The following is a 12,919-nucleotide window of genomic DNA, read 5'->3' as shown; positions in this document are numbered from 1 at the left end:
TAAGCTTAACAATCATTTTTTCGGCGGATTCAATAGTTATAAAACCAATGGGCAAGTCAAAACGATGGCCAGATATGGACTGAGTAATGCGGTTCGTTGCAGTCAGTTCCCAGGGGTTTCTAACAGCGGCGTATTGGATTAATCAACCGTGCTTGAAGCAGGAATGACCCAACTGTGACTCATCCATTGCCACTTGTCGTTGGACATTATTTGGGTACAGGCATAGCGACTGCGAGGCGGTTCTAAAGCTTCATCACTGATAACTTCTAATTTGGTTTCAGTAATCCAATTAAGCAATAAGGGGTCACCATGTTGGTTAAAACATTGGATTTTGTTTTGAGGCGGCGTATCAAATTCTAATACCAGTTTGGGCGGGTTTTCAGTCACGATTGGGTCAAAAGGTGTGATTTTTTTGACCGGAAAAACTTGAGTGTTGACTTTTAATTTAAAGGATTCCATATCTGCATAAGCTTCACTCATTGGAAAACGCATGAGTGCTCTTAAGTCTGATTGGTGCCCCACCGCACCTGAATTTTGTGCAATCCCGACATACCCCATTTGGCGAATAAGGTTTGCCAAGGATTCAGAATATTCCCCGTAAGGATAAGAAAGGAGTTTGGCTTGGTTGGTTGATTCACCAAGTTCAGCTTGAAGCCGTTGTTGCGCGATCTTAATTTCTTGAGAGACCCGTTTTTGCCAGGCATCATCCGATTCGTTCGGCTTTTGAACCAGTTTATTATGGGTTTTGGCATGGTTGGCGAACTCTGCGCCATATTGTTGCATTTCTTGCATTTGATCCCAGGTCATATTGGATTGGTAGCCCTTATCGATCGCATCGCTATTCACAAAAACGGTCATGGGCCACCCTCGTTTTTTAAACCGTGGAAAAGCTTCGGTGTACACACTTTTCCAAGCATCATCAATGGTAAAAACCACGGTTTTATTGGGAATAGGTGACTGATTTTTCAATGCTGTCACCAACTGAGACAAAGACCAGACGTTAAAGTGGTTTTGCTCCAAATAGTCAAGCTGAGCATCAAATTGCGCTAAACGTATATTGGTACTTGGAAGTTCATCTTTCCCGAAGTGGTGGTAAATTAAAATGACCGCACTGTTTGAAAATTCAGTTGGTGCTTGCGTTGTATCAGGCTGTTTTGAAGAAAAAGACGTCGCGCTGGAAGGCCAGAAAAAGAAAAACGACAATATGAAAGCGATTATGACGATACCGCTCAAAAATAAAATGGTTTTGACCTTTATAAATGAGCTTAATTTTTGTGTCATTGGCATTGTGTTCATCCAGTAATAATTATCTGATTATGAGATAGATTGTACAAGATTTTAAGTGAAAACCCATCCCCCACCTAAAAATAGCCAGGTCTGGTCATTTTTGGGTGTGATAGATTCAATTTTGCTAAAATGTCATTTCATTTTTTTAAGGATTGATTGTGTGAATTGTCCCATTTTAGACAGTAAAGCGGCTGCCAATTTGATTGCTGAAGGTGGGGTGTTAGCGTATCCGACTGAAGCAGTGTATGGGTTGGGGTGTGACCCATTCAATGAGGCAGCTTTTCAGCAATTGCTTTTGGTAAAACAGCGCCCTTTAGAAAAAGGGGTGATTTTAATTGCCTCGAGCATCGCACAAATTGAACCTTTTGTGGCACTGCATGATCAGCCTTGGACAGAAAGAGTATTAGCCAGTTGGCAGGTGCTGAATCAGCCAGTGAGCTGGGTCTTGCCGGCGACAGAAAAAGTACCGGATTGGATTACCGGTGGCAGAAAAACCGTCGCGGTACGTATCACCCAACACCCTGATGTGATCGCTTTATGTGACCAATTGGGGTTTCCGATTGTTTCAACCAGTGCTAATCTGAGTGGAAAAGACCCGATCACAACCATCGCAGACTGCTGTCATGCTTTTCCAGAGCTGTCTATTATGCAAGGAAACCTGATGGGCATTTCTTCGCCCTCTCAAATTTGGGATGCACAAACGCAAACCCGCCTTCGTTAAGGTTTCTTTGCTTTTTGATATAAGGGTTCTACTTTTTTGGCGTATCGTTTCAAGTCTTCAATTCGCGTCTCGTTAGAAGGGTGAGTGCTTAAGAATTCAGGTGGCGCATCTTTTGAGATCTTGGCCATTTTTTTCCAGACACTGACGGCGGCATAAGGGTCATAACCTGCTCTAGCGGCAAGCTCAACACCCATTCGGTCAGCTTCGGTTTCATGCGTTCGACTGTTTGGCAGTAAAAACGTGGTTTGCACCACCATGCTGCTGGCATCCATTGCCGCGCCTTCCATTCCGGTGATGATACTCAAAGCCGTTAAGCCTACTTGGCTGACTAAGGCTTGAGAGGCACGCTCACGACCATGCTCTCTTAGAGCATGAGAAATTTCGTGCCCCATAATGGCAGCAATTTCTGCATCGGTCAGTTTGAGTTCAACAATAATGCCGGTATAAAACGCAATTTTACCCCCAGGCATACACCAGGCGTTAAGCTGTTCAGATTTTAATAAGTTCACTTCCCAATTCCAATTAGGCGCATCCTCTCGAAAAATTTTGGTCTGGGGAATGAGCTGATCAGCGACCGTTCTGATGCGCTTTACCATCACAGGATCGGTGTTGAGCGTTTTGTTCTTTTTCGCTTCCGCCAAAATCTGACCATAAGCTTCTTTAGCCCCTTGCTGCATTTCAGCTTCGGAAACTAAGAGCATCTGCTGGCGTTCGACACCGACCGTTCCTTTTTTGGTTGTTACGCCACTACAACTTAATAGACCAAGGGCACTGATACAGACTACAGCGGGGAGTAAAAAGGATTTGAATTGCATGGCATTTCTCTCAGATATGATAAGAATATTTTAAAGAAGTTATAAAGGTTTTTCTATAAAATACAAGTTAAATAAACGAAGGAAATTCTATGTCTGATCATACTCAAGATACCGTTAATGTCGAAAAGGTAAAAAATTATTTACTCGGGTTACAGGATGATATCTGTCAGCAACTTGCCGAAGAAGATGGTTCAAAAGAGTTTATCGTGGATGCATGGGACAGAGAACCAGATGAAGGCGTGATGGGGTTAACAGGGGGTGGCCGAAGTCGAGTGTTGGAAGGCGGCGACATCATTGAAAAAGGGGGTGTGAACTTTTCGCATGTTCGAGGTAAAACCTTACCTGCTTCTGCCACTGCGCACCGTCCTGAGTTAGCGGGTCGTTCTTTTCAAGCGCTCGGAGTTTCTTTGGTGATTCATCCTCATAACCCTTATGTGCCGACATCGCATGCCAATGTGCGTTTATTTATTGCAGAAAAAGAAGGTGAAGAACCCGTCTGGTGGTTTGGGGGCGGGTTTGATTTAACGCCTTATTATCCTTTTGATCAGGATATTCTTCATTGGCATCTGACATCCAAAGAGGCTTGTGACCCTTTTGGTGAAGAGGTGTATGAAAAATATAAAAAGTGGTGTGACGAATATTTCTTCTTAAAGCATCGCAATGAAACTCGCGGTGTAGGCGGATTATTCTATGATGATTTGAATGACAGCACGTTTGGTTGGGACTTTGACAAATGTTTTGCTTTTATGCAATCGGTTGGAGACCACTTTATTAAAGCGTATCGACCTATCGTTGCGCGCCGTAAAAATATAGATTATGGAGAGCGCCAAAGAGACTTTCAGTTATATCGTCGAGGGCGCTATGCTGAATTTAATTTGGCTTTTGACCGTGGCACGATATTTGGGTTACAAACAGGCGGGCGAACAGAATCCATCTTAATGTCGATGCCACCATTAGCAACTTGGAAATATGATTATCATCCAGAGCCGGGCACTGAAGAGGCAAAGCTGTATGACTATCTTTCTCCAAGGGATTGGTTAGAGGACTTTAATAGGCTTTAAATAGGAAAGTTTGAATGGATAAAGTCCGTATTGATAAATGGTTGTGGGCCGCACGTTTTTTTAAAACACGCGGCGTGGCATTAGAGGCTGTGAAAGGCGGAAAGGTTGACCTGAATGGGTCTAAACCAAAGCCGAGCAAGCAAGTCTGTGAAGGGGATAAGCTGAAAATTACCCAACCACACCGAAAAGTCGAAGTGACAGTGATTGGTGTTTCTGACAAGCGCGGTTCTGCGGAAGCGGCTGAAATGCTTTATCGATTGGATGTTGAGCTTTTAAATCAAAAAGTGCCCTCCCCGTTATTAGCTTTAGCAGGTTATCGTGAAAAGGGAGCGGGTCGTCCAACCAAGCGAGATCGTCGAAAGATTGAACAGTTGTCTTTTGGAGAGGAGTAAGCGTCTTTTTTAACCATAGATTTTTTATGGCTGATATAATCTGCGCAATTATTACAAATAATAAGACGATACAATTAGGAATTAACAATGACACCTGAACAAAAAGAAATTGCGGAGATGATTATTGAAGCTGTCAATCTTGAAGATATTTCAGTTGATGAAATCGATGTGAATGAACCGATTTTTAATGATGGTCTCGGGTTAGATTCGATTGATGCATTAGAAATTTCTTTAGAATTGAATAAGCGTTATGGTATTAAAATAAAATCTGGTGATCAAAATATTGGGAATATCTTTGCTTCCGTTGCGTCATTATCTGACTTCGTACAAACCAATAAACAGGCCTGAGAAAGGTGTCCAGCTCGGCACAATCGATTGATTCGACGATAAAAGGGTTGCTATCAAGCGACCCTTTTATGGTTTTAGAGCATCATACTTTGACACGGCCACAAATCTTGTCGGCAGCATATTATTTAAGCCTTGCCCTTCCTTCAAAACCAATCGTTTTTAATCTTTATACACAAAGAGATTCTTTTTTAGTGATGTTGCTTGCTGTCGCTATGAAAGATGGCGTGAGTATCTTGCCACCCGATACAGCAGAAAATACGCTAACACAATTGTTTCATAGCGCAGTTTCTGAAACAGCGGGATCGGTGTTTTTAGCAGTGGAGCAGGGGCAATATGCCTCTTTGGAAGGACATGAGGCATTGCGTTTTAAATCTATTGATTTCACGCCTTTGTATGCCAAGCCTTTAGTGGAAGAGGCCCTTCTGTGTTCAGCGTTTGAAAAGGCGTTAGTAGCGCCGATCTGGTTATTTACTTCAGGCTCAACGGGAAAGCCCAAGCGGGTTGTTAAAACCTGGCAAGAAATGATGTTGTTAGCTTTACAAGCGATTAAACGATTTGAACTGATGCAGCCAAAATGTTTTGTGGCAACGGTACCAAGTCAACATATGTTTGGATTGGAAACCACGATTTTCTGGCCGTTGTTCTCAAAAGCGTCTATTTGGGCTGGCCGCCCGATTTTTGCAGAAGATATTAAATCGGTGTTGGCACAGTCAATTCATTGTCCTGTCTTGATCTCGACGCCGTTACACCTAAAAAAGTTAACGCAGTTTGAGCTGGATTGGAAAGTTTCTGATTTGATGGTTATTTCTGCCACGGCACCTTTAAATCATGAGCTGGCGGAAACAATTCAATCACAGATGCAGGCAAAGATATTTGAGGTGTACGGCTGTACTGAAACAGCTTCAATTGCTTCACGTGAAACATTGCAATCTGATGATTGGTCTTTGTATGATGGAAATCAGTTGTTGATTGAAGAAGAGTCACACTTCTGCGAAGTGCATCTTCCGTCTTTGTCAAAAAGCTATCCTTTACAGGACGAAGTAGAGTCATTGTCGGATAAGAGCTCTTTCAAGTTGCTAGGGCGTCGGTCGGACTTAATAAAAGTGGCTGGAAAAAGAAGCTCTTTAATGAACTTGAACCATCATCTTTTGGGGGTTGATGGCGTGAAAGATGGTGTTTTTTGGGTGGATGATGATGGTGAGCGTTTACAAGCATTGGTGGTGTCAGACTTAACCACTCAGCAAATCAAACAGGCGCTTTCAAAATCATTAGACCCGGTTTTTTTACCAAGGCCGATTCGGTTTGTTACAAAAATTCCTCGCAATGCTTTAGGAAAGGTACAGTATCAGGCAGTAAAAAAACTGATGAGCAAAGGGTCTTAAGTGGAAAAGAGCGTATTATCCAGCACGTTTATGATCTCAAAGGAGCATCCCGCATTACCGGGGCACTTTCCTGGGCATCCAGTGGTGCCTGGCGTTGTTTTATTAGAACAGGTTGAGCAACAGCTACAAGAAGCTTTCCAGGCTTATGAAATCATTAAACTTACTCAAGCAAAATTCACTCACTTGGTGTTACCAGAGCAACGTATTGCTTTGGTGATAGAGATTCTTCCTGGAGCGGATAATATAACGATAAAAGCAAAATGGAGAGTAACTTTGGAGCAGGATATTGTGTGTGCAACGGGTCAGTTTGTGCTGGCAAGAAAAAATGAAGAAGGTAGCCTGTAATGTCTTCCAATCCCCAATTGGAATGGACGGCTCAAAAAGAGCGCACCTCAAGTTTTTGGTTAAAACTGATGCGTGGGCTGGCTTTAATGTTCCCACGCTGGTTAATTAAGCCTTTGTTGCATCCGATTGTATTGTTTTATTTATTGATTTCACGCCAACAAAAAATGGCGTCCCGTCATTACTTGAATCAGGCGCTTGGACGTCCTGCGAGGTTTGTTGATGTCTACCGCCATTTTTTATGGTTCGCGATCACGATTTTGGATCGGGTGTATTTTCTGACCGGAAGAACAAGCGCTTTTAAGGTGCGTTATAACAACCTGGAAGAGTGGTATGCTTCAATGCGGGAAAATCCTGCCCAATTATACTTTGGTGCGCATTTTGGGAGTTTGGATGCCATTCGCGCCTTGTCTTCCGACGTGCATAATATTCAAATCAAGGTCGTTTTAAAGGTGGATCAGAATGAAGCATTAGTTAAGCTTTTGAATGAGCTCAACCCGAACTTTAAAACAGCCGTCATTCCTTATAATGGCATGCAAACTATTTTTGATATTCATGAGACGATTGAATCTGGTCAATCGGTTGCGATCTTAAAAGATCGCCCTGTTGGGCAAGAAGCAACCGTATCGGTTCGATTTTTTGATGATGAAATGAGAATTCCTATTTCCGGGTTTAAGCTCGCTAAGCGGTTTAAAATTCCAGTGATGGTTTTTTTCAGTCGGTTTGAAGGGGGAAACCATTATTATGTTGTTGGCGAACAGCTTCAATTTGATGAAACAGCCTCTTTGCAAGAAATGGCCCAGTGCTATATGGATAAAGTAGCGGAACAGTGTCGTTTATCGCCTTACAATTGGTTTAATTTTTATCATTACTGGGTTGATAAACCCGATTCCGATGAACACAAGTGATCTCAAAATGAAACGGTTTATCAACGGTAAATGGTTTATCTCTTTTGTGATATTCAGTTGGGTCATTTGGCAAACGACAGCCAATGCCCAACTGGGCATGTCAAAAGAAAAAATCTACCAGGCCTGGCCAAAACCTTTGCCACATCAAGCTTTTAAAGAAGTTCGTTATGATGCGTTGCTTGAGATCAAATCTCATTATGAAGGCGAGTTTAAAGCTGCTCAATCTCAAGGGTTTACCCTTCAATACCTGCGACCGATTCAAGGAAGCTTGTCGTTAAATAACCAGATAGTAACCATCAATTTTCCAAGCCGAAATATGCAAATTTCGTTGAACCAACTGCCAGAGTTGTCCCAGTTTTTACGACCGATAAAGGCATTACTTTATGGTGACCCTAAAACTGTTGAGTCTCAGTATAATGTTTCTTTTAGCGCTTTATCTGAGCATGCTTGGCAGCTAAGTTATTTGCCTAAAAAAGCCATGCCATGGGTGGCAAATCATTTAGTGGTTACAGGTCGTTGGGCTGCACAACGAAATCAAGTGGACACTATTCGACTGGAATTTGCGAGTGGTGATTGGCGCGAATTTGAATTGATATATGATGATTAAACGATTTTTAGCATGGCGATCCGTTTGGATGCTTTTAATTTTGGCAGGGGTTGCGCTGTTTGGACTGCCCAAGCTGACAATACAAAACCAACTAACGGCTTTCTTTCCTTCTGCAACTACTTCAGACCAAGCTGTGTTATTGCAGACACTCAAAAACTCATTATCGGATCAAGCGCGCACCTCGCCCTTAATGGTTTCCATTCGGTTACCAAAACAAATGGAAATTTCTAAGATGACGCGTTTTAGTGAAGATTTACGCGCATCCTTACTCACAGAAACAGCCATTGAATCTGTCCAAAATCAGTCTCCTTCTTTGGCTAAATGGAACAAAGCTCCGCTAAGAGGGTATCGTTATTTATTGTCGGACTTTGAGCTTGAAGCCTTGCCGGAAAACATTGAAACGTTATGGCAGGCTTGGCAATTAGGTGTGGTGCTGGATAAATCTGCTGCCTTATCTGACCCTTCTCAACAATGGGGAGGTTATCTCGGTCAATCACACATTCAAGGATCACCTTCTTCTCATAATGGTATTTGGGTGTCTACAAACTCTTCAGATAAAACGCACAGCCTTTTAATGCTGATGACGTTTAAACCTGGGCATCAAATGCAAGGACTGGAAACGATAAAAACAGTTCTGTCTGAAAAGATCAGCGACTTGCTAGGGAATGACCAAGCTCAGCAGGTGGTGCTAAAACTGTCTAATGCCGCCTGGATTGGACAGCAGGCCAAAAAAGAGATACAGCAGGAGATAAAATGGCTGTCGGTATTGGCTACATTGTTTATATTGGGCTTCTTGCTCTGGGCATTTCGTAACGTTTATTGGGTGTTATTAAGTTTTATACCGTTAGTGGCAGCAACCTTGATTTCAACCGTAACTGTCAATGTTATTTTTGGTTCGGTCGAGGCGTTAACGCTCGCATTGGGTGTCGTGTTAATCGGTGTTACAGTGGATTATCCGATTCATGCTTTTGCGGCTTACCGTAAAAATCGTTTATTCGGGATGGATGCCTGGCCTATTATCCGTTTGGGAGGCATCACCAGTCTGGTTGGTTTTTTATGTTTATTGTTTTTGGACATAAAAGGGATTCAACAGATGGGCGTGTTTGCCAGTATGGGGATTTTGATTGCGTTGTTAATGACCCGGTTGATTTTATGGCAATTACACCAGAGAGAACCGAGCGTGGCTTTGGTCGATATTACACCGAATTCAACAAAAGCAATCGAATCTACAGCGAAGTTTGAATGGAAGCTTTGGTTGCCTTTGATGTTTTTAATCGGCTGGGTGTTATGGATGAAACCAATTGCTTGGCAGGATGATCTTGCCAATCTAAGCCCCGTTCCTCCTAAGTTATTACAGCAAGATGGTGCCTTGAGACAACAGTTTCAGCAAACGGAAGCGTCACAATTTTTAGTGATACAGGCTGGCTCGATAGAAGCTTTATTACAGCAACAAGAGGCCTTGCAGCTATCTTTGGCTGAATTACGAAAACAGGGAATGGTCTCGGGAACTTTGACATTAGCAAACTGGTTACCGAGCCAAGCTTTGCAAAAAAAGCGCCAACAAGCGCTACCGGAGAAACAGGCAGTCATCAATGTGTTGCAACAAACTGATACTCCATTGAAGTTGAAGTATTTTGGTGGATTCTTAGAAGAAATTAGCCGTAGTCAATCCTTAGAGCCGTTGACGTTAGATACCTTCAAGCCTTTAGCTTTGGATTGGCAACAAGCTTTATTGCCATTACTGGTTTCAGAAAGTGAAAAAGGAGTGACGGGTAAAATTCTATTACAAGGTGTAACGGATACCGCTGCGATAGCGCAGTGGGCTCAACCCCATTCATTATTGTATTTCAACCAACGCCACTTAGTGGCGGACTTGGTCAGTGAACTTAGGCACCAATTGTTGTGGGTGATTGCAGTTTTATTATTGGTCTTTTGGGTGTTTTTAAGTGTTCAAAGGCGCAATATTAGCCAGGCCTGGCAGATTTTAATGCCGGTTGTCACGGGGGTTTCTTTGACGCTGGTCACGCTGATCGTGCTGGGTCAACAAGTGACGATTTTTCATTTACTGGCGAGCCTGTTAGTCATCGCCATTGGCCTCGATTATAGCCTGTTTGGCCATCGCGCTCGTGATCTCAATAACAGTTTGCATTCAGTTAATATTGCGTTATTGACGACAGTTTTATCATTTGGGTTTTTATTGCTCACCGAAATCCCTATTCTCATAGCGATTGGGCAAACGTTAGTCATTGGCGTCTTGTGGATCTATGGTTTAACGCGGTTGCAAAATCGTGTATGAACGAATTCGTTGTAATACCCGTTAACGCGCTTCTATCATTGCAACCAATGTACTGACCGCTTGAGCAGGGTTTTTAACAAAAAAGTTCTTTTCATTCCAAACATAACCGCTGAGTACCGATGTGATGGCTTGCTTAATTTTTTCGTCTTTTTCTTCGGTAAAGAAAATGGTTTGTAAACGCCCATCATACCAAGACTCTACAAACTCTCGGAATACATTAATGCCGCGCATCATGTAATCTTCATACTCTGTTTGCCAGTCCACCTTGTTACCTTGTAGCTCTTTTAACGTTAAGTCCGCCGCTAAGGCACCGGATTCAAGCGCCAAAGTGACACCAGAGCTAAACACAGGATCAAGAAATTCAGAGGCGTTACCAACCAAAACGAAGTGATTACCAGACAGTTTTTTAACGGCTGCAGAATATCCACTGAGTGAACCGACCTCGTTGACTTTCGTAGCGTTCACATACCGTTTTTGGGCAGAGGAATTGGTTGCAATAATATAATCCCAGAATTCAGTATCCGTCATGTTGAACGATTGAAAATATTCCTCGGTACAGACAATGCCGACCGAGGTGATGCCATCGTTAAAAGGAATGTTCCAGATCCAGGCATCATTGTTACCATGAATATCGACGTAAATATAACCTTCTGTGCCATCGGTAGGGCGGATATCGTGTTTGACACGGCAAAAGGTGGCTCGTCTTAGCGCCAGCTTTGGTTTGGCTTCAAGGTTAAGCAGTCGGGGTAAAACGCGCCCGTAGCCGGACGCATCGATGACTTTTTTGGCTTGATAGGTTTTGATATCCCCTGTTTTTGTCTTAACAGTGACGATATTCTTTTCAGCATCATAAGCAATGACTTCGGATTCAAATTCAACATCCGTCCCCATACGTTCGGCTTCTTTCAATAATTCATGATCAAAAGTTTCCCTTTTGACCTGGAAAGAACTGTTGAAAGGCTCTCCTAGGTTATTTTCAAAATGAAAAATTTCAAAATTCTGTTTGGTCTCAAACGCGACCCCGCCTTTGACCTGAAAATTGGCTTGTTGTATTGCATCGAGTAAATTGGCTTCGGCCAATAACTGATTGCAACGGGGCAGTAAAGATTCACCTATAACGAAACGAGGAAAAACTTGGCGCTCTACCAGCTTTACCGTAAGGCCCGATTGAACGAGCTTTGCAGCAGCAATAGAACCGGCCGGCCCGCCACCAATGATAAAGACATCACAAAATTTCAAGCAATTTTCCTTTTGAATGAAGCGAAAATGATAAGTTTATTAAATCTAGTGGGTGCCAGTTTTGTTTCATGTCATTTAGCTTCTTTAAAAATAATGGGTTTCTGGATAAGAGATTTCACTAGGCCTGGTAGATTCAACCCTTTTTTTAGCAGTTTTTTAGCAACCATAATGGTGATTTGAGAAATATCGAACCCAGGTCGGAAATGACTGGCGCGTCGTATGTCTGGATAGCAAGAAGCAATCGGTACAAAAATAAATTGATATCCATTTGCAGCTGCATCAATCAAAACTTCGCTTTCAAAAACAAAGCCAGAAGGATTGGTTGAGTGGGGTTTGAGCTTTTTTAATAAGCCGGTTGGATAAAGACGAAAGCCTGATTGACTGTCTGAGATAGGGCAAGATGCAGCCCAGCCGACCCAAAAATCTGCAATTTTGTTGGCCAAGAGTCTTGCTTTCGGCGCATTATCACGGTTTTTTAATCGGGCGGCGATAATGAGCTGACCAGGGTTCTTGTCAAAAGCATTCATCAATAAAGGAATGTTTTTTGGGTTATGCTGACCATCCCCGTCCAAGGTGATGACATAGTCCACATCAAGTTCAATGGCTTTTTGAAACCCAGTTAATAGTGCGCTCGCCTTTCCTTTGTTAACCGAATGTTCCAGCAAGAGTGCGGGGGTCTGCTTAACAACGCTGGAGGTGTCATCTTGTGATGCATCATTGACCACAATAACATGAGGGGTAAATTGTAAAGATGCTTCAATAACACCCGATATGGTGGTGGCTTCATTATAAGCAGGAATGAGAATGGCGAATTGAGTGGGCATCATATAATTATTTTATCTTTGAAAGCATTCTTTGGTTGTTAAAAAGGCGGCTGATGAAAGCGCCTGTATGATACCAGTGATAAAAAAATCCTTCTATAACGATTTTGTAACCATTCTGCCAAGAGAAAACGAAGTTGGTTTCAGCCGCTATGATCTCAGTGTTAAACCCCATTTCTGTCGCTATGCGTTTGCATCGGTGAAGATGATAACGGTTAGAAACCAATCGGACATCTAAAGTCTGCTGTCGAGCGAGTAAATATTGTTTCGCATGTCGAAGATTTTCTAACGTATTCTGGGATGCCTTTTCTATAATAATCCGGTTTGACAGGTCTGGGTGTTGTCGTAAAAGATAGCTTTGACCGGCCTCAGATTCAGAAATTTGATTGTCATGGGTAATACCGCCTAACAAGATAATTGAATCTGTAGGGACCTGTTCGATTAAGACCAAAGTTCGGTCTAGCCTGAGCTGGTAATCCGTGTCGATTTGGTTTTCGGTTAATTGTTTTCCAAAAACAATAAGAGGACTCTTAGAAGCGCTTATTGACGAGGCTTTTTTAGCCGTTAAGTAAGTCTGCCTTGTTACATAAAGCCATGAAAGCCCTAGGCTGATCCCAATAAAAAAGATCGACAAGGACAGTGTTAATAAACCATCTTTATCGATCTTTTGCTGCGCTGCGCTGGAAGTTAAGCGCATACT

The 12,919-nt window shown here is 42.6% G+C and carries 14 protein-coding genes; 9 read left to right on the top strand and 5 right to left on the bottom strand.

The features are described from left to right. Positions 1–138 precede the first annotated feature (138 nt). Complete coding sequence (locus P8629_RS01270) at positions 139–1,287, bottom strand: polysaccharide deacetylase family protein (RefSeq protein WP_278163711.1); 1,149 nt, start codon at positions 1,285–1,287, stop codon at positions 139–141. Positions 1,288–1,447: 160 nt separating this feature from the next. On the opposite strand from P8629_RS01270, the gene P8629_RS01265 reads away from it, so the two are divergent. Beyond that, positions 1,448–2,008: an L-threonylcarbamoyladenylate synthase gene (locus tag P8629_RS01265; RefSeq protein ID WP_278163710.1), complete on the top strand. Its 561-nt coding sequence runs from the start codon at positions 1,448–1,450 to the stop codon at positions 2,006–2,008. Here the strand turns inward: P8629_RS01265 and P8629_RS01260 are convergent. Then, positions 2,005–2,823 (bottom strand): M48 family metallopeptidase, encoded by an 819-nt coding sequence (locus P8629_RS01260; RefSeq protein ID WP_278163708.1) that lies wholly within the window; start codon positions 2,821–2,823, stop codon positions 2,005–2,007. The genes P8629_RS01265 and P8629_RS01260 overlap by 4 nt on opposite strands. A gap of 89 nt (positions 2,824–2,912) precedes the next feature. On the opposite strand from P8629_RS01260, the gene hemF reads away from it, so the two are divergent. From hemF to P8629_RS01220, 8 genes are all read left to right on the top strand, one after another. After that, a complete protein-coding gene (gene hemF, locus P8629_RS01255; protein WP_278163706.1) occupies positions 2,913–3,884 on the top strand; it encodes an oxygen-dependent coproporphyrinogen oxidase in 972 nt (323 codons plus the stop codon). Positions 3,885–3,898: 14 nt separating this feature from the next. After that, on the top strand, positions 3,899–4,276 hold the full coding sequence (locus tag P8629_RS01250) for an RNA-binding S4 domain-containing protein (RefSeq protein ID WP_278163705.1): 378 nt from the start codon (positions 3,899–3,901) through the stop codon (positions 4,274–4,276). An 87-nt stretch (positions 4,277–4,363) separates the two neighbouring features. Continuing rightward, positions 4,364–4,624, top strand: coding sequence for a phosphopantetheine-binding protein (locus P8629_RS01245; RefSeq protein WP_278163703.1), 261 nt, complete (start codon positions 4,364–4,366; stop codon positions 4,622–4,624). A 5-nt stretch (positions 4,625–4,629) separates the two neighbouring features. Continuing rightward, positions 4,630–6,006 (top strand): AMP-binding protein, encoded by a 1,377-nt coding sequence (locus tag P8629_RS01240; protein WP_278163701.1) that lies wholly within the window; start codon positions 4,630–4,632, stop codon positions 6,004–6,006. Next, the gene (locus P8629_RS01235; RefSeq protein WP_278163699.1) at positions 6,007–6,351 is read left to right on the top strand and encodes a hypothetical protein; all 345 of its coding nucleotides are present in this window, start codon (positions 6,007–6,009) and stop codon (positions 6,349–6,351) included. It begins immediately after the preceding gene. Beyond that, a complete protein-coding gene (locus P8629_RS01230) occupies positions 6,351–7,256 on the top strand; it encodes an LpxL/LpxP family acyltransferase (RefSeq protein WP_278163698.1) in 906 nt (301 codons plus the stop codon). Before P8629_RS01235 ends, P8629_RS01230 begins: the two co-directional genes overlap by 1 nt. 7 nt (positions 7,257–7,263) lie before the next feature. Then, the gene (locus tag P8629_RS01225; RefSeq protein WP_278163697.1) at positions 7,264–7,863 is read left to right on the top strand and encodes a LolA-related protein; all 600 of its coding nucleotides are present in this window, start codon (positions 7,264–7,266) and stop codon (positions 7,861–7,863) included. A 28-nt stretch (positions 7,864–7,891) separates the two neighbouring features. Continuing rightward, positions 7,892–10,159, top strand: coding sequence for an MMPL family transporter (locus P8629_RS01220; RefSeq protein WP_278163695.1), 2,268 nt, complete (start codon positions 7,892–7,894; stop codon positions 10,157–10,159). 21 nt (positions 10,160–10,180) lie between these two features. Here P8629_RS01220 and P8629_RS01215 read toward each other — a convergent pair whose 3' ends face one another. The 3 genes from P8629_RS01215 to P8629_RS01205 all read right to left on the bottom strand — a co-directional run bounded on the left by P8629_RS01215 (position 10,181) and on the right by P8629_RS01205 (position 12,916). Continuing rightward, on the bottom strand, positions 10,181–11,398 hold the full coding sequence (locus P8629_RS01215) for an NAD(P)/FAD-dependent oxidoreductase (RefSeq protein WP_278163693.1): 1,218 nt from the start codon (positions 11,396–11,398) through the stop codon (positions 10,181–10,183). A gap of 71 nt (positions 11,399–11,469) precedes the next feature. Next, entirely contained in the window at positions 11,470–12,225 is a 756-nt protein-coding gene (locus P8629_RS01210; protein WP_278163692.1) for a glycosyltransferase family 2 protein, read from the bottom strand. Positions 12,226–12,229: 4 nt separating this feature from the next. Next, positions 12,230–12,916: a YdcF family protein gene (locus P8629_RS01205; protein ID WP_278163690.1), complete on the bottom strand. Its 687-nt coding sequence runs from the start codon at positions 12,914–12,916 to the stop codon at positions 12,230–12,232. Positions 12,917–12,919: the final 3 nt, after the last annotated feature.

The organism is Hydrogenovibrio sp. 3SP14C1 (assembly GCF_029625905.1).
Lineage (GTDB): Bacteria > Pseudomonadota > Gammaproteobacteria > Thiomicrospirales > Thiomicrospiraceae > Hydrogenovibrio.
Note: the sequence above shows the minus strand (reverse complement) of the source record. Positions and strands in the feature narration are given on the sequence as shown.